Origin of the sequence: Amycolatopsis balhimycina FH 1894, from assembly GCF_000384295.1 — a bacterium.
Classification (GTDB): Bacteria; Actinomycetota; Actinomycetes; order Mycobacteriales; family Pseudonocardiaceae; genus Amycolatopsis; species Amycolatopsis balhimycina.
This window is the reverse complement of record NZ_KB913037.1, coordinates 6,355,016-6,378,622: the sequence shown is the minus strand read 5'-3', so window position 1 is coordinate 6,378,622 and position 23,607 is coordinate 6,355,016. Positions and strand designations below refer to the sequence as shown.

Here is a 23,607-nt window from a genome sequence, read left to right as displayed (position 1 = left end):
ATGTTCATGCCCCCTCCTCCTGGTGCTGAGTTTTCCGCAACTGCCGCACGAGAATCCACGTGAAGCCCGACGAGACGATGAACAGCAGCACAGCCATCGCGGCCGCGTAACCCATGTTGAAGTAGCGGAAGCCTTGGACGTAGAGCCAGATCGGGTACGTCAGCGTCGAGTTCTGGGGCGCGCCGATGAGCTTCGAGTTGCCGGCGACGTCGGCTGTACCCGCGCTCGCCGAGGCCGCCACGATCGCCTGCGTGAAGAACTGCAGGGCGTAGATGATCGAGTTGACGACGCCGAACAGCAGCACCGGCGAGATCGACGGCAGCGTGACGTGCCAGAACCGGCGGACCGGGCCGGCGCCGTCGAGCTCGGCGGCCTCGTACTGCTCGGTCGGGACGTCCAGCAGGGCGGCCAGGATGATGATCATCAGCTCGCCGGAGCCCCACAGCGCCAGCAGCGTCAGCGCGGGCTTCGACATCGCCGGGCTGTTGAACCAGAGCCCGCCGTCGATGCCGACGAGCCGCAGGAACCGGTTGACCGGGCCGAACTCCGGGTTGAACACGAAGACGAAGGCCAAGGTCGCCGCCGCGGGCGGGGCGAGCGTCGGCAGGTAGCACAGCGTCCGGACCAGGCCGACGCCCGACTTCAGCCGCGAGATCACCGACGCGATGCCGAGGGAGAACACCACCCGGCAGACCGTCAGGACGACCACCAGCCACAGCGTGTTGTACGCGGCCGTGCCGACGAGCGGCTCGGTGGTGAACATCCGGACGTAGTTGTCGAAGCCGATGAACTGCGGCGGGTTGATCAGGTCGTAGCGGGTGAAGGAGTAGTAGACCGTGGCGATCAGCGGGTAGCCGAAGAAGATCAGGAACCCGAGGAACGCCGGGGCCATGAAGAAGAAGACGGTCCGGCGGCGCTTGGCCCGGCGGGCCCCCGCCCGCACCTCGGCAGGTGCGGACGGGGAGCCGTCGGTCTTGACAGGCAGGGCGGTGGACGTCATCCCCCCGCGCCCTTCTGCTTCAGTTCGTCGTTGACCTGTGCGTCGACCTTCGCCAGGCCCGCGGTCAGGTCCGGGATCGAGCCGGCCTGCCACTTCTCGGCGAAGTCGTTGACCGCCTTGAGGTGCGCGTCACCGATCGGGGTGGTCTGGTTGGCCACCAGCTTGCCGCTGTCGTAGATGTCGAGGAACGTCTTGAACTGCGGCTGCAGGTCCAGCTTCGGCGAGGTGAGCGACGCCTTGGTGCTGGGCACGTTCTTCAGGCCGTTGGCCATGTCCACCAGGGTGTCGGTGTCCAGGGTGACCTGCTTGACGAGCTCCCACGCGGCGCCGGGGTTCTTGGCGCCCTTGGGGATCGCGATGATCGTGCCGGTGGTGAAGCCGCCGCCGTAGTGGTCGGCCATCGTGTCGAGCACCGGGAACGGCGCGGTCTGGTACTTGACGTCCGGCGCCTGGTCCTTGAGGAAGGCGGTGCGGAACTCGCCGTCGATGATCATGGCGAGCTTGCCCTTCTGGAAGCCTTGGTCGGCGGAGTATTCGTCACCGAGGCCGGCCTTGAACTTCTCGACCTTGTCGTGGCCGCCGTAGAAGTCGATGAGCTTCTTCTGGAACTCGAACATCTCCTTCCAGCCCGGGTTGGTGGCGAGGTCGGACTTGCCGTCCGGGCCGAGGAAGGACGCGCCGAAGTACTGCGCCCAGTACTGGGCCTGGTTGGCGTAGAACGGCATCGAGGGCAGGAAGCCGGCGACCTTGATCGAGCCGTCCGGGTTGAACTCGGTGAGCTTCTTGGCGGCCTCGAACAGCTCCGACATCGTCTTCGGCGGCGAGGTGACGCCCTTCGCCGCGAACATGCCGGTGTTGTAGTACATCCCGTAGACGTCGGCGAGCATCGGCATCGCGCACCGCTTGCCTTGGTACTCGGTGTAGTTGCGGACGGCGTCCGGGATCTGGTTCAGGTCGATCTTGTCGCGCTCGATGTAGGGCTTGAGGTCCTGGAAGCTGCCGGTCGAGCACCAGGCGCCGAGGTTGTCGGTGTAGAAGGAGATCGCGACGTCGGGTGGGTTGCCACCGCGGATCGACTGGGTGAGCTTGTCGTCGTCCTGGTTGCCCTCGTGCTTGATCTCGATGTTCGGGAACTTCGCCTTGAGCTTGTTGAGCCCCGCGGTGACCACGCCGTATTCGCGGTCGGTGAACTTGGAGTACACGGTGAGCGTGAGCTTGTCGTCCTTGCCGGGCGCGGCGGACGCGTCACCGCCGCTCGGGGCGGCGGCGCCGGAACAGGCGCTGGTCAGCAGGACGGACGCCGCGGCGGCGACCGCTAACAGCGAGCCGCGGCGGATCCGGGTGGTAGGGGGCATGGCCCTCCTCCTCATCGGTTGGGCTACTCGGTCGGGGACGGGTGCTTTCGTCCTCGGGTCTGCGACCCGAGGAGCGTGGGGGTGACGACGCCGAAGACGTCGACTCGGGTGGTGGCCAGCGCGGACTGCAGCGCACCGGCGCGGACGGCGTTGCCCTGCACGGAAGCGCAGCCGACGGGGGTGCGCGGCAGGACCAGTTCGTGCAGCTTTTCCTGCACCAGGGCGGCGAAGTCCTCGCCGCCGGCGCGGCTGGTGTCACCGCAGAGGAGCACGAGCTGCGGGTCGGCGACCGCGACGAGGTTGGCGACGCCGCCCGCGACCCGCTTGGCGAGGTCGTCGAGGAAGGGGTGATCGCGGCCGGTTTTCTCCACGGCTTCCCAGGCGGTTTCGGCTTCGATGCCGTGGGCGGCGGCGAGGCGGCAGATGGCCGGGGAGTCGACGAGGTTGCCGAACCGGGCGCCGGCCACGGGCCAGACGTCACCGGTGTCCACTGTGACCGGATCGGGCACCCGCATCCAGTCGATCTCACCGCCACCGCCGGTCGCGCCACGCAGCAGCCGCCGTCCGATGACGACAGCGCCACCGACGCCTTCGGACAGCCAGACCATGACGAAGTCGTCGACGTCCTGGGCCATCCCGGCGGTCATCTCCTCGACGGCGACGAGGTTGACGTCGTTCTCGATGAGGACGTCGACGCCGAGGTCGTCGCTGAGCTTCTGCGGGACGTCGAAGCCGAGCCAGCCGGGGATGTGCGGCGCCGAGGAGAGCAGGCCGGTCCGCGGATCGAACGCCCCCTGCGCGCCGATCACCACGTGGGCCAGCTGGTTCCGGGTGATCCCCGCTTCCGCGGTGACGTGGTTGAGGGCGTCCCCGAAGGTCCCGACGACGTCGGCGCCTTCGTGGACGGGCAGCGGAGTCCGGTACTCGGCGAGCACGACGCCGGCGACGTCCGCGACGACGAAGTCGGCGACGTGCGGAGTGAGGTCCACGGCGGCGACGAAGGCGAGGCTGCCGTTGGCCGCCCAGAGCTGGGCCCGCGGCCCCCGGCCACCACCCCGGACGCCGGCTTTCACGACGAGGTCGTCCAGCTCGAGCCGGGTGAGGAGCTGTGCGGTGGCGGGCTTGGAGAGCCCGATGGCGAGCTCGAGTTCGGCACGCGTGAGGGGTCCCTCGCGGAGAAGGACCTCGATCGCGGCGCGATCGTTGATCTCGCGCAGCATCCGCGGGCTACCGGCTCGCACTCGTCCCTCCGGACTTAATTAGGATACTTTACAGACGGTTTCCGGGGACTGTAGTGAGCCGGGGCACAGCCGTCAACGGGCCTGAGAAACGGCCGGGTAACGCTTGGGGCGGTGGTAGGCCATCCGGCCGTAACACCGGTGAACGACTTGCGCCGGTGGTCCCGGGCCTGGTCAGGGGTTATCGAGTTGCCGTGGCGAGGATGCTGGAAGGATGGACCCGACCGCCGAAATCCTGGGCTGCCCGGTGCCGATCGCGCGGTTCGTGGCCCGGAGTGAACTCGCCGTGATCGCGCTGCAACACGTGGTCGCGTATCCGGCGGGCTGCAGCCTGACGCTGCACCTGGCGGTTCGCCGCGGCTCTTGGGATGACTCGACGTGGGCCGGCATCGACATGGTCCTCGCGGGCGGGCTCCCGGGCCCGGCCGACGCGAGCTTGCAGTTCCGCGTCGACCGGGGCTCGCTGGTGGAGCTCGGCGGCGGCGCCTCGAGCAACGACCGGTCCTACCGGGGCGAGCGGCAGCTGTGGCTGGCACCGCTGCCGTCGGAGGCGTTCGAATTCGCCGTCGAGTGGCGGAAGGTAGGAATCGAGCGGACCACCATCCGCCTGGATGGGCGAGTTATCGCCGAGGCGGCGAAGGGGGCAGAGCCGTTCTGGCCGTGACTACTCCTCCGCGTCCGCCCAGGCTTTGAGCATCACGCGGGCGATCGACGAGTTCCCCGGCAGGATGATCTCCGCCGCGCCGTCCGCGATCGGCGTCGGCCGCGCGCCCTCGCCCCGCCGCGAGCTGTTCGAGAACGCCTCCCGAACCTCCGCCCGCGACACCCACAGCGCCTCTTCGATCTCCCCGTCGGCGGGAACCAAAGGAGCAGAACGGTCCGCCCGCGCCGTGAAGCCCAGCATGATCGACCGCGGGAACGGCCACGGCTGACTCCCGAGGTACCGGACGTCCGAAACGGCCGCCCCCACCTCCTCGCGGATCTCGCGGACCACGCAAGCCTCCAGCGACTCCCCCGCCTCGACGAACCCGGCCAGCACCGAGTACCGCCCGGCCGGCCAGATCGGCTGGCGGGCCAGCAGGACGTGCGAGCCGTTCGTGCCCTCCAGCGAGTGGACCAGGCAGATCACCGCCGGGTCCGTGCGCGGGTACTCCTCGCGTCCGTCGTTCGTGCACTTGCTCGCCCAGCCGAACTGGGTCAGCTCCGTCGGGTGGCCGCAGCGCGTGCAGAACTTCGACTGGCGACGCCAGAAGCGCAACGCCTGCGCCGTGGTGAAGAGGCCGGCCGACGTGTCGTCCAGAAGGTCGCCGTACCCGCGCAGCTCGACCCAGACCTCGCCGTCCGCGCGCGGGACCTCCTCCACGAAGCCCCAGCTGCCCGCCATCTTCACCGTGTCGGCCTCGCCGGACGGCCCACCCGGCAGCGACCAGTAGTCGACGTCCTGCCACTCGCCCAGGAACACCGCGTCGGGCGGCGGCGCGGTCCCGAAATCGACCGCCTTCCGGAACGCCAGCGTCGACGAGCCTTCGACGACCGGTGTGCGCCCGGTGTCGTCCAGGAGGACGACCCGGGCGTCGGCCCACCGCGACGTCAGTCGCGAGGGATTGGTGCGCAAGCCTTCCTGACGGTCCACTGTGGACCGGGACAACGTCGGCAGGGCACCGAGGGTGAACGGGACGGACATCAGGCCGGCTCGCCCACGACGACGTCGCCGAGGGCCAGCAACTTGTGCTCCAGGACGGCCGCGTCACCGACCACCACGCCCGTGAACCGCTTGGGCGCGAAGTACTTCAACGCCGCTTCCGCGACCTCCTCGGCCGTCACCGCGGCCACCCGCGCCGGGTGCTCGATCAGCCACTCCAGGCCCAGCCCCGTCGAGGCCAGCGCCAGCACCTGCCCGGCCAGCCCGGCCTGCGACGACGTCGAGGTCAGCAGCGAGCCGATCGCGTACTGCCGCACCGACTCCAGCTCGTCGCCCGACGGCGGGACCTGGCCCAGCCGGCCCAGTTCGTAGCGAGTCTCCAGCAGCGCCGGCGCCGTCGCGTCGGTGGCCGTGTCCGCGTCGACGTTGACCACCGCCGTGCCGTCGGTGAACTCGAAGCCGGAGTGCGCGGAGTACGTGTACCCCTTGTTCTCGCGGATGTTCTCCACCAGCCGCGACGAGAAGTACCCGCCGTAGGCCAGGTTCGCCAGCTGCAGCGCGGCGTAACCCGGGTCGGTGCGCGGCACGGTCTCCGCCGACAGCCGGATCTGCGACTGCACCGCGCCGGCCCGCGGCACCAGCAGCACGCTCGGCCCGGTCAGCTCCGGCAGCGGCGGCAACCGGACGGCGGAGCGGTCCGACGCCCAGCCGCCGAGCACCTTCTCCAGGTCGTCGAGCACGCCGGCCGGGTCGAGGTCGCCCACGAGCACCAGCACCGCGCCGCGCGGCAGCACCGACGCCTGGTGCAGCGCGCGGACCTGGTCCGGCGTCACGACGGCGACGTCTTCGGCCTTCGGGACTTCGCGCGTCACCGGGTGGTCGCCGTAGCGGTGCTTCTGCAGGGCCTCGCGCGCGATCGTGCGCGGCTGGGTCCGCGAGACGGCGATCCGCTCGACCAGCCGTTCCTTTTCGCGGGCGATCTCCTCGTCGGCGTACGTCGCTCCGGTGAGGACGTCGCCGAGGACGTCGAGGAACGTCGGCAGCTTGTCGGCCAGCGCGGACCCGGTCAGCACCAGGCGTTCCGGGTCGACGCCGGCGCCGATGTCGCCGCCGATGAGCGCCAGCTCGGTGTCGATCTCGATGCGGTTGCGGCGCGCGGTGCCGGTCAGGATCGTCTCGGCGAGGACCTCGGCGATCGCCGGGTGCAGCGCGTCGTCGCCCGCGAACGGGATCCACAGCCGCGCCTCGACCAGCGGCACGGTCGCCTTGCGCACGGCCACCACGCGCAGGCCGTTCGCAAGCTGGGTGTCCACATGGGACAGATCGGTGGCGGCCCGCTGCTCACCGAGCGGCGGCAGCGGCCGCGGACCCCGCGCGGTGCGGCCGATCTCCTCGGCGCTGCGGTGCGTTGCAGAAGTCACTGCTCGTTGTTCCCTTCCGAAGCGGGCTTGACCACCAGCACGGCGCGCGCGTCCGGGCGCAGCGCCTTCGCCGCCGCCGAAACGGCTTCCGAGGTGACGGCGGACATGCGGTCCGCGAGCTTGTACACCAGCGACGCGTCGCCGTAGAGCAGTTCGAACGAGCCGAGGGCCAGCGTCCGGGACACCAGCCTGTCGTGCTCGGAGTGCAGGCTCGCCGTCCAGCGGGCGGTGACCTTGCGCAGCTCCTCCTCGCTCGGCGGGTTCTCGGCGAGCTTCTCCAGCTCGTCGTCCAGCGCGGCGAGCACGCGTTCGCGGGGCACCTCGTGCGGGTGGATCAGGGTGATGGTGAACGTGTCGGGGTCGCGGGCCTCGAACGGCCCGAACAACCCGGCGCCGGCGCCGATGTCGACGACCAGGGGTTCGCGGTGCACGAGCCGCTGCTGCAGCCGGGAACCGTCGCCGTCGGTGAGCACCCCGGCCAGCACCAGGTACGCCAGGTAGCCGTCGACGTCGTTGATCGGGTCCGGCATCCGGTAGCCGATGCCGAGCGCGGGCAGCGGGGCGTGCGCGTCTTCGATCTCGCCGCGCAGCTCGGTGGTCGGCAGCGGCTCGGCGAAGGACGGCCGCTGCGGCGCCGGCCGGTGCGGGACGTCGCCGAAGTTGTCTTCGATCAGCTTCTTGGCGTTGTCCACCTCGAAGTCACCCGCCACCGTGAGCACGGCGTTCGCCGGGGAGTAGTAGGTGTCGAAGAACGCCGCGCAGTCCTCGACCGTGGCGCTTTCGAGGTCCTCGAAGCCGCCGTAACCGTTGTGCGCGTTGGGGAACGTCGAGTACAGCACCGGCGGCAGGGTGATCCACGGGAACCCGCCGTACGGCCGGTTCAGCACGTTGAGCCGGATCTCCTCCTTGACGACGTCGATCTGGTTCGCCAGGTTCTCCGCCGTCAGCTTGGGCGCGCGCATCCGGTCGGCTTCGAGGAACAGTGCTCGCTCGAGTGCCGCGCTCGGGAGCACCTCGAAGTAGTCGGTGTAGTCCGGGTGCGTGGACCCGTTGAAGGTCCCGCCGCTGGACTGCACGTGCCGGAAGTGCGCGAGTTTCTCCAGGCTCTCGGAGCCCTGGAACATCAGGTGCTCGAAGAGATGGGCGAAACCGGTGCGCCCCTCCGGCTCGGAACGGAAACCCACGTCGTAGTGCACGCTGACGCCGACCACCGGCGCGGTCGCGTCGGGGGCGAGAACCACGCGCAGACCGTTGTCGAGGGTGTATCGGACGAGCTCGGGATCGGCCATGGCCCCACCCTACGACGGGTCGGCGCCCGCGTGCGTCCCGACCGGCGGGTGAGAACGGCTGTGCTGACCGACGGCGTCGAGGAGGCGGCCGCGCCGCGCGGCGGCGAAGGTGCCCGCGAGCGCCGTCGCGAAGGATCCGGCCTGGTCAGGGGTGACGTCGCCGGCGTGCCAGTACACCGGCGGCGGGTGATCGAGTGAGCCGAACGCGGCCACCCACGGCGCTAGTTCGCCCAGAGCGAGCGCGTACGGCAGGCCCCGGGAGAACACCAGTTCGCGCTGCGGCTTCGTCAGCTCCTTCGGCTTGGCGGACGCCAGCTTCTCCGCGACGCCGCGCAGGCGCCGCGCCACGTCGGCGCCTGCCCGCCGCCGCGCGGGCAGAGCGGCCGAGGCGACGGCGGCCGCGACCCCGGCGAGCACGACGATCACGCCGAGCTGGGCGTAGCCGGCCGTCAGCGCCAGCAGGACGGTCAGGAAGAGGCCGTAGAAGACGACCCGGATCCCGGCGCGGCCCAGCTTGCCGAGGCGCTTGCCCGGCGGCCGCGCGAGCCAGCCGCGCCGGACGGCGTCCTCGTACAGCGCGTCCGGTGCGACGCCGACGTGCCGCCGCCGCAGTTCGGCGAGAGTCACCGGCTCGTCCGGAACGACCGCGTCGAAGACGGCCCGCTCGAACGCCGTCAGGTGCTCGTCGACCGGGTTGCGGCGGGCCAGCCGCCAGCCGCCGTCCTCGGCGCTCACCCAGAGGTAGTTGCGGACGGCGAGGTCGAGCACGGTCGCGGCCAGGTCGGCGGCCCCCGGGCAGCCTTGCAGGAGCACACCGACGTGGCCCGGCAGCACACCTTCCGGAGACGCGAACTCACCCGTCGCTTTCACGTGAAAGTGCCCACCTGGGGGCGTCGCTTTCACGTGAAAGCGACGCCTCCGGGCGAGGAGCACCCAGGAGGTCGTTGCCAGCAGGAGCGCGCCGAAGGCTCCCCAGGCCCAGCCGACCGGGGCGGTGAGCACGAACGCGCCGGCGACCGTCTTGGCCGGGACCAGGACTGCGTTGTCGGGAACGGTGCCGGCGGGCAGCTCGACGGTCGCCGTCATCCGCTGCCCCGCGGCGAGGTCCTGCTGGTTGAACCGGGTCAGCCCGGCGTGGTCGATCTGCGCGGCCCCGCACGAGAAGTCCGAATCCGGCGGGCCGGCGAGGCAGTCGACGGCCGTCGGGATCTTCGGCGCCGCGAAGGACGCGCGGACGAACTTCAGCTCGGTGCTCCAGCCGCCGGCCAGCTCCCAGGTGACCCGGCTCCCGGCGACCGCACCGTCCACTGTGTACCGGATGATCGACGTGCCCGCGGTGAGGTGGACGGTGAAGGCGTCCTTGTCCACGTTCGCCGTCCCGCTGCCTTCGAGCACGACGTCGCGGACGCCGTAGACGCGGTCGCGGTGGTGCGGCGCCGGAACCCGCAGCGCGACGCGGCGGTCCATGGTCGTGCCCTGCGGCACCGAGATCGCTTCGGCGACCGACAACGAGCCGTCGCGCTGCACCTTGAGCTGGATCTCGGCGCTCTGCGCCACGGTCGGCAGCGGCGGCTGGTCCGCGGGCGCGGCGACCAGGAAGAGTGCGAGTACCGCCGCGGCGAACACGGTCAGCGGGTCGCCGCGGCGCGGCCGGACTCGGTGAGCAGCCCGTCGAGCGCGGTCAGGAAGGACGGGAAGTGGCTGCCGAACCGGCGCAGGTCGGACTCGGCTTCCATGCCGCCGTACCAGTACAGCCCGGCCGAGCCGTCGGACGCCGGGTTGAGCCCGGCGAACGTGCCGAGCCAGCGTTCGGTGTCGCCCAGGACCACCGCGTACGGCAGCGAGCGGGAGAACACCAGCTCGCGGTCGGCGGGCGGGATGTCGTCGGCTTTCGCGGTGTGCAGGTAGTCGAGCAGCCCGCGGACCTGCCCGGCCAGCACCCGGCCACGCGCGGTGCGGGACGGCAGCAGCGCGGCCGCCGCGGCGACGGCGAGCCCGGCGAGGGCGACGGCGACGCCGAGCAGCGCGTCGCCGACGGTGAAGGTGAGCACGGCGGTGGCGGCCAGCCCGAGCGCGAAGATCCCGGCACCGAGCCAGGTCAGCCGCCCGCGCGCGGTGTCCGGGCGCCGGGAGAACCAGCGCTTGGTGACGACGTCGGCGTACATCGCGTCGCTGATCCGGCGCAGGTCGAGCCCGCCGCGGGCCCGCAGCTGCGACACCAGCACGCTGTCGGTGCCCGCCGGCAGCAGGGTTTCGCAGACGGCACGCTCGAAGTCGTGCAGGTGCTCGTCCGGCGGGTTGCGGCGGGCGATCTGCCAGTCGTGGCCCGGGACTTCCGCGAGCCAGAGGTAGTTGCGGACGGCCAGGTCGACCACGGTGGCGCTGATGTCGACGACGTCGACGGTCTCGTCGACGACGGTGCCGACCTGGCCGGGCAGCACGCCGTCGGGGCTGGCGAAGAAGACGCGGTCGCCGTCGCGCAGGAGGACTTCGACCGGGCCGGTGGCGGTGAGGAGCGCGCCGGCGTCCTGCTTGCGGCGGCGCCAGACGAAGATCCCGCCGGCGACGAGGAACGCGAGCAGGAGGGCGAAGACGATTCCGGTCAGCGGCGTCAGCGCGAAGGCGGTGGCGAGCAGGCCGATGCCGGCGAACTTCGCGTTGGCCGGGGTGGTGTTCGCGGGCAGGCCGACGAGCAGGTCGACGCGGTCGCCGGGCCGGACGTCGTTCTGTTCGAGCCGGACCACGCCCGTGTGGTCGAGTTCGGCGAGGGTGCAGCGCTGGCTCGAGCCGAGCGGCCCGGCGAAACAGTCCACAGGGGACAATTGGGGCGACGGGGCGATGAACGACGCGGTGAGCTTGTCCAGCGGGGCGTCGAAGCCGCTCCCGACCTGCCAGCGGGCCTGCTGGCGGCCGCTCTGGTCGGCGATGGCGCCGTCCACTGTGTACGTGACGGCCGAGGTGCCGCCGGAGAAGGTGAGGACGAGCTGGTCGCCGGTCAATTGGCTGGTGGCGGCGCCTTCGGTCTTGACGTCACGGATCCGGAAGACGCGGTCCTGGTCGTCGCTCGCCGGGACCTTGAGGGGGACGCGGGAGGTGAGCTGCTTGCCACCGGGAACGGTGACCTTCTCGGTGACGGACAGGGTGCCGTCGCGGAGGACCTTCAGGGCGACGTCGGCGACGGTGCCGTCGGCCTGCTGGACGTCCTGCCCGGTGAGCAGCTGGGGTTTCTTGGCCTGGTCGGCGGGCACGTCCGGCAGGACGGGCCCGGCGGAGGGCCCGTCCTCGGCGACGGCGGTCCCGGACGTGACCAGCACGGCCGCGGCGACGGCGGCCGCTGTCACCCATTTCCTCGACACAGCACCACACCCTAGAGCACCCGATCTATGCTGACGCCCGGAACGGCGTGATCAGCGCAGGTACGCCGGTTCTTTCAGGGGAAAACGCACGGGGGGTCCATTTCGATGACGCACGGCCCGCAGGGTCCCGGTCCGCGCGACCCGCGCCGTCCGCTGCCGCCACCCGGGAGGCCGCCGCTGCCGCCACCGGCCGCCCGGCCGCTGCCGCAGGGCCCGGGCGGCGTGCCCGGCCGGCCGGGCCAAGCGCCCGGCGCGTGGCCGACCGGCTCGCCGCAAGGCCCCGGCGCTCCCGGGCGAGGCGGACCCCCACCCGGCGGGTGGCCGGGAGGTCCGGTGGGGCCGCCGCCTCAGCCACCCCGCGGTCCGCAGGGCTTTCCCACCCAAGGTCCGCCGTTCGGCTACCCCGCGCCGCCGCCCGGGCGTGCTCCGCTGCCGCCGCCCGCCGCGGCCGCTCCGGCCGTCTTCACCCCCGGCTATGCCGGGCCGCCCTCCTTCGGGCCGCGCTTCGCTCCCGGCTACACGCCCTACGTCGCCAAGAAGTCGAACGCCGGCGTGATCGTCGCGGTAGCGATCTTCGCGATCGTCGTCGTGACCGGTGGGCTCGTCGCGGCCGTCGCGCTGAGCGGTGGGCAGTCGCGGCACGTCGCCGACGCCGGCTACGCCAGCACCGAGCCCACCGACACCCCCACCTACACCACCGGGGAAACCACCGCCACCACGTCGTCGACCTCCGAAACGACCACCGCGCGCACGACCGAACGCGAAACGCCGACGTCGCAGACCCCGTCCGGGCCCCGCTCGGTCGTGGCCACCGGCGACAACCCGCTGTTCGGCCGCGCGGACTACGGCCTGCAGAACATCCCGTGCTCCCTGAGCCGCTGGGCGGCCGACCAGAGCAGCGCCACGCGGTTCTTCCAGTCCGGCATCGGCTGCCTCGACGCCGCGTGGTCGCGCCTGCTCGGCGCAGTGGACCTGCCGTTCCGGACGCCGAACCTGGCGGTGCCCCAGTCGCTCTCGGAGTCGTCGACGCCGTGCGGCAGCGGCGGCACGACGACCGGCGTCACGCCGTTCTACTGCCCGTCGAACAACACGATCTACCTGCCGATGGACCGGATCGAGATCGACGTGTGGGGCAACCACCCCGGCCCGTACCTGTCGATCCTGGCCCACGAATACGGCCACCACGTGCAGAACCTGGCCGGCATCACCGAGGCGTTCGGCGAAAAGCGCTACGACGCGGGCGCCGACTCGGCGGCGGGCCTGGAGCTGTCACGGCGCATGGAACTCGAGGCGCAGTGCTTCTCGGGGATGTTCCTCGGCTCGTCGTCGATCTCCGGCGGCTCGGTCGACCGCAACATCTACAACGAAGCCTGGAACGCCCAGGACCGCGGCGACGACTACGCCCGCAACGGCAAACGCGACCACGGCAGCGCCAAACACAACATTTCCTGGTGGCAGCACGGCGCCACCAAGAACCGGAACCAGCAGTGCAACACCTGGCTCTCGGCGTCGGCCGACGTCTCATAGCGCGGGTCAGCTCGGCGGGGTGAACGGGTTTTCCGCGGCCACCGGGGTTCCGGACGGCGGCGTCGGCGGGTCCGGCTGCGCCGCGGACGGCCCGGAGTACGACGGCCCCGGGTACTGGGCCGCGGTCGCCGGATAAGCCCCGCCCGGCGCCTGAGCCGCCCCGAAAGCCCGGTACGCCTGGAACGCCCGGGCGTGGTCACGGTTGCGCCGCTCGGCCAGCACCGCCGCCAGGAACGCCCACGGCGGCACCCCGGGCGGCACCTGCGTCCCCAGCGCGTTGCCGACCTGCTGCGCCAGCCCCCAGCCGAGCGCGTGCGACGCCTCCGGGCGCAGCTGGCCGAACCGGCCGAGGAACTGGCGGCTCGCCAGGGCGAGGTCGTCCGGGAGCCGGGTCAGGTCGAGCTGGGCCGCCCAGCCTTCGAGGCCCGGTGGCATGGCGATCGCCGCGTAGCCCGCGCTTTCCGGCACCCGCTCCCGGACCACCAGCGTCCCGGCCAGGAAGTCGCCGACGCGGCGGCCGTCGGACGAGCACAGCGACACGATCACCGCGACCGCGCCGAACAGCCCGAGCGTCCAGAAGTCCACGATGAACCCGGCGAGCCCGCGCACCAGCGCGTGCCGGAACCGGATCGGGCCGCCGTCGACGCGGACGACGCGCAGCCCCACCGCCAGCTTGCCCAGCGACCGGCCGCGCGAGAGCGTCTCGAACACCACCGGGTAGCCGACCATGATCAGCACCAGGAGCACCAGCAGGATGGCCAAGCCGAGCGCTTCGTCGATCTCCGGCAGCGCGATCGCGAGCACCATGAAGGAGCCGAACAGCAGCGCGAACTGGACGAGCACGTCCAGGGCCATCGCCAAGGCCCGGCTGGCGAGCTTGGCGACGCGCAGGTCCAGGACTACGGCTTCGCCGGTGACCAGCTCGGATTCCTCGTGCACGACGCCCAGCGTAACGACGGATAGGGTGGTCCAGTGGATGTGGACGTCTTCGTCGCGGCGCACGCGGCGGAGTGGAACCGGCTCGGCGAGCTGACGGGCCGCGGCGGCAAGCTGACCGGGCCCGAAGCCGACGAGCTGGTGACGCTCTACCAGCGGACCGCGACGCACCTGTCGATCGTCCGGTCGGTCGCGCCGGACCCGGCCTTGGTCGGGCGGCTGTCCGGCCTGGTCGCGCGGGGCCGCTCGGCGGTCTCCGGAGCGCACAACCCGGCCTGGCGCGAGGTCACGCTGTTCTTCACGCGCCGGTTCCCCGCCGCGGTGTACCTGTCGCGGCGCTGGTGGATCCCGGCCGCGCTGGCGTCGATCGCGGTGATGGCGGTGATCGCCGTCTGGGTCGCGCGTGACCCGAACGTGCGCGCGGCGATCGCGACGCCGGACGAGCTGAACGCGCTGACCAAGCCCGGCGGCGAGGCCGAGACCTACTACTCGACCGGGCCGGCGGCGTCGTTCGCGGCGCAGGTGTGGACGAACAACGCGTGGGTGACGGCGACGTGCCTGTTCCTCGGCATCGCGCTGGGCCTGCCGGTGATCGGCGCGCTCTGGCTGAACTCGCTCAACGCCGGCGTCATCATCGGCGCGATGAGCGCGGCGGGCCGCGGCGACGTGATGATCGGGCTCCTGCTGCCGCACGGCCTCCTGGAGCTGACGGCGGTGTTCGTCGCGGCGGGCACCGGCTTGCGGCTCGGCTGGACGGTCGTCGACCCCGGCCGCCGGTCCCGCACCGCGGCGCTGGCCGAGCAGGGCCGGTCAGTCGTGGTCATGGCGCTGGGGCTGGCGTGCGTGCTGTTCGTCTCGGGGGTCATCGAGGCGTTCGTGACGCCGTCGGGCTGGCCGACGTGGATCCGCGTCGGCATCGGCGTGCTCGTCGAAGTGGCGTTCCTGACCTACGTCTTCACGCTCGGCCGCCGCGCCGCGAAGGACGGCGAGGTCGGCGACCTCGCCGCGCGCGACGCCGGAGACGCCCTGCCCGAGTCCGCGTAGCCGTGCGGAAACGGTCGACACGCGTGATCAGGAAGCCGACACGCGTGATTGAGGGGACGACACGGCGCAGGACGGCCGTGTCGTCGCTTCGATCACGCGTGTCGACCCGCTGATCACGCGAGCCGGCTCTTCGATCACAGCCGTCCCGCGGCTTTCAGCGCCAGGTAGCGGTCCGCCAACGCCGGGGGCAGCTCCTCCGGGACCGCGTCCACCACGCCGACGCCGTGGCGCGCCAGCCGTTCGGTCACGCGCAGGCGCTCGGCCACCGTCCGCGAGGCCGACGCCGCGTCGTAGACCGCTTCCGCGTCCTCGCGGCCCGCCAGCATCTCCGCCACCCGCGGGTCCGCCACCGACGCCACGATCAGCTCGTGCCGCGCGGTCAGCGAGCTCAGCACCGGGAACAGCCCTTCCTCCAGCGGCGCCGCGTCCAGCCCCGTCAGCAGGACCACCAGCGCACGGCGGCGGGTCCGCCGGAGCACCTCCGCGACCATCCCCCGCGCGTCCGTCTCGATCAGCGACGGCTCCAGCGGCGCCATCGCGTTCACCAGCGACGTCAGCAGAGCCGCCCCCGACGAGCCCTGCACCGCCGCCCGCAGCCGCCGGTCGTAGGCCAGCAGGTCCACGCGGTCGCCGGCCCGGGAAGCCAGTGCTGCCAGCAACAACGCCGCGTCCATCGCCGCGTCCAGGCGCGGGGCGTCGCCGACCCGGCCCGCCGAAACCCGGCCGGTGTCGAGCACCAGCACGACGTGCCGGTCGCGCTCGGGGCGCCAGGTCCGGACCATGACGTCCGCCGCCCGCGCGGTCGCCCGCCAGTCGATCGACCGGACGTCGTCGCCGATGACGTACTCGCGCAGCGAGTCGAATTCCGTGCCCTGGCCCCGGATCAGCACCGCGTTGCGGCCGTCGAGCTGCTGCAGCCGCGCCAGCCGCGAAGGCAGGTGCTTGCGGCTGTGGAACGGCGGCAGCACGCGCACGGTCCACGGGACCTCGTGCGAACCCTGCCGCGCGGCCAGTCCCAGCGGCCCGGCCGACCGGACCGTCACCCGCGCCGCCATCCGGTCACCGCGCCGGGTCGGACGCAGCGCGGTCACCAAAGCCCGCCGCTCCCCCGGCGGGACGCGCACCGCGTGCCGGTCGGAAGCGCCCGCGCTCGGCGGCCACGCGTCACGCAGCTGCCCGCGCACCGTGCGGCGGCCGGGGTTGGCCACCACCAGCGTCACCTCGCACGGCTCGCCGAGCCGCACCGACGTGTCGCCGGAGCGCGAAAACCGCAGCGGCCGGACGCTTCCGGCCAGCACCAGGTCCACGACGACGAGCACCAGCAGGACGCCGCCGACCGCGAGGATCCCGGTGTCCGACGGCACGAGCAGCCCGACGACCAGCGCGCCGAACAGCGCCAGCAGCCCGAGCCTTCCGGTGAGGGCCATGTCAGCGCGGCACGGGCACGGACGCGAGCACGCGGTCCAGCACGCCGTCCGCGGTGACGCCCTCCAGCTCGGCCTCCGGCCGCACGTCCAGGCGGTGCCGCAAAGCGGGGCGCGCCAAGGCTTTCACGTCGTCGGGGGTCGTGTAGTCGCGCCCGGCGAGCCAGGCCCAGGCCCGCGCGACCGCGAGCAACGCCGTCGCGCCACGCGGTGAGACGCCGATCCGCACCGACGGCAGCTGCCGCGTCGCCCGGCACAGGTCGACGACGTACCCGATCACCTCGGGCCCGACGGTCACGCGCGCCACCGCTTCCCGCGCCGCCGCGAGTTCCGCGGCGCCCGCAACGGATTTCAGCCCCGCCGCGGCCAGGTTGCGCGGGTCGAAGCCCTGCGCGTGCCGCCACAGGATGCCGATCTCGTCCTCACGCGACGGTGTCGGCATCGTCAGCTTCAGCAGGAACCGGTCCAGCTGCGCCTCCGGCAGCGGGTAGGTGCCTTCGTACTCCACCGGGTTCTGCGTGGCGATCACGATGAACGGGTCCGGCAGCGGCCGCGACTTGCCGTCGAGCGAGACCTGCCGCTCCTCCATCGCCTCCAGCAGCGACGACTGCGTCTTCGGCGGCGTCCGGTTGATCTCGTCGGCGAGCAGCAGGTTCGTGAACACCGGCCCTTCGCGGAAGGAGAACTCGCCGCTGTGCGCGTCGTAGACGATCGAGCCGGTGACGTCGCCGGGCATCAGGTCCGGCGTGAACTGCACCCGCGTGGTCTCCAGGTCCAGCGACGCGGCCAGTGCCCGCACCAGCAGCGTCTTCGCCACGCCCGGGACGCCTTCGAGCAGCACGTGCCCCCGGCAGAGCAACGCCAGGATCAGTCCGGTGACCGCGGCGTCGTTGCCGACGACGGCCTTGCCGACCTCGGCGCGCAGCGCGATCAGCGCGTCACGGGCCCCGGTCGCGTTCTCGGTAGCGCTGCTCAAGTTCGTCCTGCCTCTCGTTCCACCCTGTCCAGTTCGCCGGCCAGCCGGACCAGTGCCGGGTCGTCCGGCACCGGCGGGCCGTAGAGGACCGCGCCGACGTCGTTCGCCTGCCGCCCGGTCCGTGCGCTCACCGAGCCCACCAGCGCCGCCGGGTCGGCGTCGCGGGGCAGGCCCAGTGTCGTCCGCAGCCGGCTCCGCGCCGCTTCCCGCAGCGTCTCACCCGCGTGCCCGGCCGCTTTCGCCCGCCGGTACAGCCGGGCGCGGCCCTCGGCGGTTTCGGCCGCGCGGACGACGATCGGCAGCGGCTCGGTGACCACCGGGCCGAGCCGCCGCGCCCGCCACAACGCCAGCAGCGCGACGGCGATGAACGCCTGCGCGGTGCCGTAGTACCAGCCGTCCGGGATGAGCTCGAAGAGCGACTTGCGAGTGTCGTCCAGCCCCGGGTCGTCCGCCGACGGCAGGTACCAGACGAGCTTCGGGTGCGCCCCGAGCAAGCGCAGCGCCAGCGCCGCGTTGCCCTGTTCGGCGAGCCGCGCGTTCGTCAGCGGCGCCGGCGAACCGAGCAGCGTCGTCGTGCCCCCGGCGTCGGCGAGCTGCAGCAGCGTGCCGCCGCCGTCCGCGCCGGGGTAGCACGAACGCGCGCCGGGCGCGGCGTAGCCGATCCCGCCCAGCGTGACGTCGCCCGCCGCGACCGCCGCGGCGACCGTGCACTGCGGGCTCAGGACGGCGGTTTCGCTCTGGCCCGCCTTGCGCACCAGCGGCAGCGAGTCGTGCAGCGTCCGCGCCCCCGGCGTCACCAGGACGACGTCCGCGGCGTGCCCCCGCAGCGCGTCGAGCCGCTTCGCCGGGACCAGGTCCGGCTGGGTGACGAGCAGCGTGGCGCCCGCGCCGATCCCGTCGTCCGCTTCGGCCATCGTGTGCGCGGTCCGGACATCGACGCCCTGGTCTCCCAGGAGCTTCGCGAGCGCGTGCGCGCCGCCGGGTTCGTAGGAGCCGGGTTCGAGCGCGCCGTGCGTCTGCTCCCCGCGGCCGAGCAGGAGCAGGGCACCGGCGGCGAAGATCAGGGCGACGAGGGCGAGCGGGACGCGGGCGCCGCGCCAGATCCGGCGCAGGTCCGGCGAAACAGAGCTCATGCCGCCTCCGCGGGAAAGCGCACGTCGGCGGTGGTGCTCACGAGCCCGCCATGGCGACCGGCCGCTCACGGCGGCAGCGTTCGTCCAGCCCGGTCAGCGCGCGGTACGCCGCTTCGGTGCCTTCACGGCCGCCGTAGTGGACATCGTCGAAGATCCGCGCGCCCTGCCGCAGCTCGTCCGCGACGTTCGGCAGCAGCACCCCGGCTTCGGCGGCGGCTTCGTCGGCCGTCCGGCCCGAGCGGACGTCGAGCAGCGCGCGTTCCTCCAAGGCCCGGACGACGGCGCGGAAGCGGTCTCGGACGGCGTCGCCGTAGCGGCCCGCGGCCGCGGCTTCGGTGGCCGCGCGGCGGTAGTCGTCGGCACTCTGCCGTTTCCCGCCGAAGACGACCCGCTCGGCGCGGGACGCGTGGGCGACCTCGCCGGTGCGCAGCCGGATCACGACCCCGAGCACGATCAGCAGGACGACGAGCAGCAGCAGCCCGAAGGCGCCGCCGGGGACCACCGAAGACACGCTGTTCAGCAGCTTTTCCACCTGCTCGCCGAGCCACTGCGCGGCCTCCTGCAGGAAGCTCGGCCGCGCGTCGCGGTACTTCGGGTCGGACAGCTCCTGGGCTGCCGCGCGCCGCGCACTGTCCCGGTCGATGTCGACCGGGACATCCGTGAGCAGCAGCGTCACCATGCCTGCGGGGGCTGGACCCCGGCCGCGCGCGCCAGCTCGATGTCCATGCCCTCGCGGCGCATCCGCTGGTCGAGGTAGACGATCACGGTGACCAGCGTGACGAACGGGATCGCGATCGTGCCCGAGATGATCTGCCCGGCCGACTGCAGCAGCAGGTCGCCGGTGTTCGGCAGGTACACCTTGCCGGGGTTCATGAACTGGCTGAACAGGCCGGCGCCGGCGTTGAACGGCAGCTGGATGATGCTTTCGAAGAACCCTTGGATGATGTGGGCCAGGAGGAGGATCCCGAGCACCCGCCAGAACGCGCCGGAGACGAGCTTCACCGACCGGGAGAACGCCTGCTTGAACGTCCCGCGTTCGAGCACCAGCGCCGGGGCCACCAGCGCCCAGAACACCCAGGCGAGCACGCCGGGGATGATGCAGAGCATCAGGCCGACCGTGGTGCCCACCGAGTAGACGACCGCCACGCCGAACAGCGGCAGCAGCCGCGGCTGCACTTCGCGCCACGCGACCGCGAAGGAGACTTCGCGGCCCAGCGCGGCCCGGCCCATCACCGCGGCCATCAGGCCGGTGGTGACCGTCATCAGCAGCGCCGAGACCAGCGAGGCCGGGATGGCGACGAGGAAGAGGTCGCCGAGCGCGCCGAACAGGGCGTTCCGCACTTCCGCCTCGGTCGCGGCGGGGCCGAACTCGGCGGTCGAGGCGAGGTCCTGCAGGTCGGCGTACAGGAACTTCTGCGTGAGGAACGTGAGCCCGGCGGTGATCACCGAGATCACCGCGCCGATGCCGAGCACGAGCAACGGGTGACGGCGGATCGCGGTGATCGCGCCGTCGAGGATGTCGCCGATGTTGAGCGGCCGCAGCGCGATCACGCCGGGTTTGCCGAGCCCGTGCGGGCTCCACCGCGGTGCCTGCGCGTACTGCGGGTGCTGCGGGCCGCCGGGGCCACCGTAGGGCGGTTGTCCCGGCGGCGGTCCCGGTGCCTGCCAGCCGGGCGGCGGCGTGGCCTGCTGTCCCGGTGCCTGCCAGCCGGGTGGCGGAGCGGCCGGGGAGTCCGGCGGCTGCCAGCCGCGCGGCGGCGTCGCCGGTGACGCGGCGTGATCTTCAGCCGGCTTCGGTTCACCCGATCCAGGGACGGGAGCCTGGGGGATCCCCTGGCTCGGTGTCGGCGTGTCGGCGCCATCGCCGCCGGGCGCGCCACCGGTGTCTGTCATCGAAGCCCCTCGCCTGCTGTGCCTGCTTGACGACACTCTCTCAGAGCCGGTCACACCCGGCCAGACCTGGGGTGACGTCCGCGCGCCGTGACCGGACGCGCACGGATGGGTGCGAGAGGACCCATTCCCCCGATATGCTGAACGGCGGATCGGGTACCCCCGGTCCGTACCGAGACCCTTCGGGACTGCCTAGATGACGCAACCGCCCCACGGCCAGGTACCGCCTCGCGGAACCGTCCAGCCGCCGCCGGTGCCGGATGCGCAACCGGATCTCCCGTGGCTGGGCCGCCCGCACACCGTGGCCACCGCCCCGCGCCGCCGTTCGCCGGCGGCGGTGATCGGCGTGTGCCTCGGCGCGGTGGCCGTCCTCGTGCTCGGCCTGGTCGCGATCGTGGCGCTCAACCGCACCGAGACGCCGCTGGCCAACGCGAACTTCCGCGACGCCCCGTCGTCCCAGGACGCCCCTCCGCAGCTGCAGCCCGGGGGCGCGGGTGCGCCCGCGTCCGGGCCGCCCAGCCCGTCGGCCTCGCTGTCGGCGCCCAGCGCGACCGGCCCGCAGAAGATCCTCAAGCTCGCCGACCACCCGATCCTGCAGGACCCCAACGCCGGGCTGCAGAACCGCGTCTGCGCGCTGCCGTCCTGGCAGAGCACGCAGGCCGGCGCGGAAGCGTTCTTCACCGCCGCCAGCAAGTGCCTGGACGCCGCGTGGGGACCGTTCCTCCTGGCCTACCACCTGCCGTTCACGCCGCCGGCGCTGCACTTCCCGACCGGCGCGAGCTTCGAGACCGAGTGCGGCACCATCCAGGTCGGCATCGCGACCGCCGCGTACTACTGCGAAAACAACCTGTACGTCCCGTTCCGCGGGCTGCAGACCGACCAGTACGGCAACAACCCCGGCGTCTACCTGGCCCTGTTCGCCCACGAGTACGGCCACCACGTCCAGGAGGTCGCCGGGCTGATGGACGCGGCCTGGCAGAAGATCTACGAGGCCGGCCAGAACAGCCCGGCCGGGCTCGAGATGTCGCGGCGCAAGGAACTGCAGGCCCAGTGCTTCTCGGGGATGTTCCTCGGCGCGCACGTCGACCAGGGCGGCACGATCACCCGCGACATGTACAACAAGGCCTGGAACGACCAGGAGACCCGCGGCGACAACACCTCCCGCAGCCACGACCACGGGACCAACGCGCACTACGCGTCCTGGTGGCGGGCCGGTGCGACGAGCAACCGGATCTCCGACTGCAACACGTTCTCGGCGCCGTCGTCCGAGGTCAGCTGACCTTCGCGGCTTTCGGTCCTGCTGTCCGGGGACGCAGCGGGATGCTCAGCCAGAGGTAGACGAACATCCCGCCGGAGAAGCACGCGAACACCAGCAGCGCGAGCCCGACCGGGCGCCGTGCGTCGGACGAGCCCGTCGACGTGTCCGCGGTGGTGACGGTGACCGCGCCCTGGTCCGGCAGCACGTCCGGCACGATGACTTCGACGCGTTCGCCCTGGCCGTGCCCGCAGCCGTTGAGCCTGCCCTCGTGGCTCTTCCCGGCGACGGTGAACTTGACCGTCTCGACGGCGTCCGGCTTGTCGCACGGCGCCGGCTTGGTCACCTCGGCCTGCACCGGCGCGCCGGCGACGTCGCTGGTGACGCCCAGCAGGCCGGGTCCGGCCAGCCAGGCGAGCAGCACGACGAGCACGCCCGCCGCGGCGGGGATCGCCACCGTGGGCCACTTCAGGGCGAGGGATCGCGGGGGCACTTCGCCATGGTTCCAGATACCGCGCGCAAAACCCAGGTGCCCTGGTCGGGCGTCAGCGCTGCGCTATTTTGTCCGTCTGCGTCACCTTTTTGACGTAGAGGAGCTTGTCGCCGGGCTCGATGGCGTCGGCCTGCGGGGCGTCGACGCGGTAGAGGACGCCGTCGCGGACCACGCCGAGGACGAGGTCCGGCAGGTGCCGCGGCGACCCGCCCTCCTCCGACGGCTCGACCGGCCGCTCGGCGATCGCCAGCCCCGATTCGGGCGTGAGCAGGTCCTCCATGATGTCCACGACCAGCGGCGTCGACGTCGCCATGCCGAGCAGCCGCCCGGCCGTCTCGCTGGAGACGACGACCTGGTTGGCGCCCGACTGCTTGAGCAGGTGGACGTTCTCCGCCTCCCGCACCGACGCGACGATGTGCGCCTTGGGCGCGAGCTCGCGCGCGGTGAGCGTGACGAGCACCGCCGTGTCGTCCCGGTTCGGGGCGACCACGACCGCGCGGGCGTGCTGCACCGCGGCGACGCGCAGGACGTCCGACCGGGTGGCCGAGCCGTGCACGGCGACGAGGCCGAGCGCGCTCGCCGCGTCGAGGGCCTGCTGGTCGGTGTCGACGACGACGATCTGGCCCGGGGCGACGTTCTCGTCGCCGAGCAGCGCGTTGACGGCGGACCGGCCCTTCGTGCCGAACCCGACGACGACCGTGTGGTCGCGCACCTTCGTCCTCCACTTCTGGATCTTGAACGCCTGGCGGGAGCGCTCGGTGAGCACTTCCAGGGTGGTGCCGACCAGGACGATGAGGAAGAGCACCCGCAGCGGGGTGATCACCAGGACGTTCACCAGCCGGGCGGACGACGTGGCGGGCGCGATGTCGCCGTAGCCGGTCGTCGACAGCGAGACGGTGGCGTAGTACAGGCTGTCGAGCAGGGACAGGCCGTCGCCGTTGGTGTCCCGGTAGCCGTCGCGGTCGACATAGACGATGAGCACCGTGGCCAGCAGCGCGAGCAGCGCGCCGATGATCCGCTTGACGATCGAGCGGAGCGGGCTGACCGTCAGCTCGGGCATCCGCAGGATGCCGACGAGCTCGTGGTCCGGCCGATCGGTGAGGCTGCCCAGCGGCAACCGTTTGAGGGCCTTCATGCTGGCTCGTGCCGAGCGTCACTCACGCCCGGAGGATAGCCGAACCGGACACCGCGCCGCCGCGTGAAACGATGAGTTCATGGCAATCTCGCAACGGCCCGCGCACGCCCTCGCCGGCATGCTGGCCCTCGGCGGTCTCATGCACTTCGTGAAGCCGAAGCCGTACGACGCCCAGATCCCTGCGTCGCTCCCAGGCTCCCCGCGGGCCTGGACGTACGCCTCCGGCGTCGCGGAGATCGGCGTCGCCGCCGCGATCGCCGCACCGCGCACCCGCCGCCTCGGCGGCCTGGCCGCGGCACTGCTGTTCGTCGGCATCTTCCCGGCGAACGTGAAGATGGCCGTCGACGCGCAGCGCAAGCAAGCCCCGGCGAAGTTCCGCGCGATCACGCTCGCCCGCCTCCCCCTGCAATGGCCCCTGGTCACGTGGGCCCTGAAGGTCCGCGACAACGCGTAACTCACGTGATCGAACCGCCGACACGCGTGATTGAAGGGT

21 protein-coding genes are annotated in these 23,607 nt (G+C 72.2%); 5 read left to right on the top strand and 16 right to left on the bottom strand.

From position 1 onward, the window contains the following. Positions 1 to 4: 4 nt before the first annotated feature. Genes A3CE_RS0129235 through A3CE_RS0129225 form a run of 3 tightly spaced genes read right to left on the bottom strand, consistent with a single transcriptional unit; the run spans position 5 to position 3,575 of the window. On the bottom strand, positions 5 to 1,000 hold the full coding sequence (locus A3CE_RS0129235) for a carbohydrate ABC transporter permease (protein ID WP_020643653.1): 996 nt from the start codon (positions 998 to 1,000) through the stop codon (positions 5 to 7). Continuing rightward, positions 997 to 2,355: an extracellular solute-binding protein gene (locus A3CE_RS0129230; protein WP_020643652.1), complete on the bottom strand. Its 1,359-nt coding sequence runs from the start codon at positions 2,353 to 2,355 to the stop codon at positions 997 to 999. Before A3CE_RS0129230 ends, A3CE_RS0129235 begins: the two co-directional genes overlap by 4 nt. 23 nt (positions 2,356 to 2,378) lie before the next feature. Beyond that, positions 2,379 to 3,575: an ROK family transcriptional regulator gene (locus A3CE_RS0129225; RefSeq protein ID WP_020643651.1), complete on the bottom strand. Its 1,197-nt coding sequence runs from the start codon at positions 3,573 to 3,575 to the stop codon at positions 2,379 to 2,381. A gap of 232 nt (positions 3,576 to 3,807) precedes the next feature. Between A3CE_RS0129225 and A3CE_RS0129220 the strand changes: the two genes are divergently transcribed. Then, positions 3,808 to 4,257, top strand: a complete 450-nt coding sequence (locus tag A3CE_RS0129220; protein ID WP_020643650.1) for a hypothetical protein — start codon at positions 3,808 to 3,810, stop codon at positions 4,255 to 4,257. Here the strand turns inward: A3CE_RS0129220 and nudC are convergent, their stop codons facing one another. The 5 genes from nudC to A3CE_RS0129195 are packed head-to-tail and all read right to left on the bottom strand — an operon-like array spanning position 4,258 to position 11,301. After that, positions 4,258 to 5,277, bottom strand: a complete 1,020-nt coding sequence (gene nudC, locus A3CE_RS0129215) for an NAD(+) diphosphatase (protein WP_020643649.1) — start codon at positions 5,275 to 5,277, stop codon at positions 4,258 to 4,260. Beyond that, positions 5,277 to 6,656, bottom strand: a complete 1,380-nt coding sequence (locus tag A3CE_RS0129210) for a M16 family metallopeptidase (protein ID WP_020643648.1) — start codon at positions 6,654 to 6,656, stop codon at positions 5,277 to 5,279. The genes nudC and A3CE_RS0129210 overlap by 1 nt, the downstream gene beginning before the upstream one ends. Further along, the gene (locus tag A3CE_RS0129205) at positions 6,653 to 7,945 is read right to left on the bottom strand and encodes a M16 family metallopeptidase (RefSeq protein WP_020643647.1); all 1,293 of its coding nucleotides are present in this window, start codon (positions 7,943 to 7,945) and stop codon (positions 6,653 to 6,655) included. Before A3CE_RS0129205 ends, A3CE_RS0129210 begins: the two co-directional genes overlap by 4 nt. Before the next feature lie 9 nt (positions 7,946 to 7,954). Beyond that, positions 7,955 to 9,571: a DUF2207 family protein gene (locus A3CE_RS0129200; RefSeq protein WP_020643646.1), complete on the bottom strand. Its 1,617-nt coding sequence runs from the start codon at positions 9,569 to 9,571 to the stop codon at positions 7,955 to 7,957. Between the two features lie 2 nt (positions 9,572 to 9,573). Next, positions 9,574 to 11,301 carry a DUF2207 domain-containing protein gene (locus tag A3CE_RS0129195; RefSeq protein WP_043791134.1) on the bottom strand — a complete coding sequence of 576 codons (1,728 nt, stop codon included), beginning with the start codon at positions 11,299 to 11,301 and terminating at the stop codon, positions 9,574 to 9,576. Positions 11,302 to 11,634: 333 nt separating this feature from the next. Between A3CE_RS0129195 and A3CE_RS0129190 the strand changes: the two genes are divergently transcribed. Next, positions 11,635 to 12,828, top strand: a complete 1,194-nt coding sequence (locus A3CE_RS0129190) for a neutral zinc metallopeptidase (RefSeq protein WP_020643644.1) — start codon at positions 11,635 to 11,637, stop codon at positions 12,826 to 12,828. 6 nt (positions 12,829 to 12,834) lie between these two features. On the opposite strand, the gene A3CE_RS0129185 is transcribed toward A3CE_RS0129190, so the two are convergent. Then, positions 12,835 to 13,767 (bottom strand): RDD family protein, encoded by a 933-nt coding sequence (locus A3CE_RS0129185; RefSeq protein ID WP_020643643.1) that lies wholly within the window; start codon positions 13,765 to 13,767, stop codon positions 12,835 to 12,837. Between the two features lie 33 nt (positions 13,768 to 13,800). Here A3CE_RS0129185 and A3CE_RS0129180 point away from each other — a divergent pair, with 33 nt between their 5' ends. Continuing rightward, entirely contained in the window at positions 13,801 to 14,808 is a 1,008-nt protein-coding gene (locus A3CE_RS0129180; protein ID WP_026468982.1) for a stage II sporulation protein M, read from the top strand. 134 nt (positions 14,809 to 14,942) lie between these two features. Here A3CE_RS0129180 and A3CE_RS0129175 read toward each other — a convergent pair whose 3' ends face one another. The 5 genes from A3CE_RS0129175 to A3CE_RS0129155 are packed head-to-tail and all read right to left on the bottom strand — an operon-like array spanning position 14,943 to position 20,234. Continuing rightward, complete coding sequence (locus A3CE_RS0129175; RefSeq protein ID WP_020643641.1) at positions 14,943 to 16,235, bottom strand: DUF58 domain-containing protein; 1,293 nt, start codon at positions 16,233 to 16,235, stop codon at positions 14,943 to 14,945. A 1-nt stretch (position 16,236) separates the two neighbouring features. Further along, the gene (locus A3CE_RS0129170) at positions 16,237 to 17,208 is read right to left on the bottom strand and encodes an AAA family ATPase (RefSeq protein WP_020643640.1); all 972 of its coding nucleotides are present in this window, start codon (positions 17,206 to 17,208) and stop codon (positions 16,237 to 16,239) included. After that, positions 17,205 to 18,341, bottom strand: coding sequence for a DUF4350 domain-containing protein (locus A3CE_RS0129165; protein ID WP_020643639.1), 1,137 nt, complete (start codon positions 18,339 to 18,341; stop codon positions 17,205 to 17,207). The genes A3CE_RS0129170 and A3CE_RS0129165 overlap by 4 nt, the downstream gene beginning before the upstream one ends. A 37-nt stretch (positions 18,342 to 18,378) precedes the next feature. Then, positions 18,379 to 19,020, bottom strand: coding sequence for a DUF4129 domain-containing protein (locus tag A3CE_RS0129160; protein ID WP_020643638.1), 642 nt, complete (start codon positions 19,018 to 19,020; stop codon positions 18,379 to 18,381). After that, positions 19,014 to 20,234 (bottom strand): hypothetical protein, encoded by a 1,221-nt coding sequence (locus tag A3CE_RS0129155; RefSeq protein WP_026468981.1) that lies wholly within the window; start codon positions 20,232 to 20,234, stop codon positions 19,014 to 19,016. The genes A3CE_RS0129160 and A3CE_RS0129155 overlap by 7 nt, the downstream gene beginning before the upstream one ends. A 250-nt stretch (positions 20,235 to 20,484) precedes the next feature. On the opposite strand from A3CE_RS0129155, the gene A3CE_RS0129150 reads away from it, so the two are divergent. Continuing rightward, the gene (locus tag A3CE_RS0129150) at positions 20,485 to 21,510 is read left to right on the top strand and encodes a neutral zinc metallopeptidase (RefSeq protein WP_020643636.1); all 1,026 of its coding nucleotides are present in this window, start codon (positions 20,485 to 20,487) and stop codon (positions 21,508 to 21,510) included. On the opposite strand, the gene A3CE_RS0129145 is transcribed toward A3CE_RS0129150, so the two are convergent. Then, positions 21,503 to 21,943: a P-loop NTPase family protein gene (locus A3CE_RS0129145; protein WP_026468980.1), complete on the bottom strand. Its 441-nt coding sequence runs from the start codon at positions 21,941 to 21,943 to the stop codon at positions 21,503 to 21,505. The two genes, A3CE_RS0129150 and A3CE_RS0129145, sit on opposite strands and share 8 nt — an antisense overlap. 88 nt (positions 21,944 to 22,031) lie before the next feature. Next, a complete protein-coding gene (locus A3CE_RS0129140) occupies positions 22,032 to 23,114 on the bottom strand; it encodes a potassium channel family protein (protein ID WP_020643634.1) in 1,083 nt (360 codons plus the stop codon). A gap of 79 nt (positions 23,115 to 23,193) precedes the next feature. On the opposite strand from A3CE_RS0129140, the gene A3CE_RS0129135 reads away from it, so the two are divergent. After that, positions 23,194 to 23,568 carry a DoxX family protein gene (locus A3CE_RS0129135; protein ID WP_020643633.1) on the top strand — a complete coding sequence of 125 codons (375 nt, stop codon included), beginning with the start codon at positions 23,194 to 23,196 and terminating at the stop codon, positions 23,566 to 23,568. Positions 23,569 to 23,607: the final 39 nt, after the last annotated feature.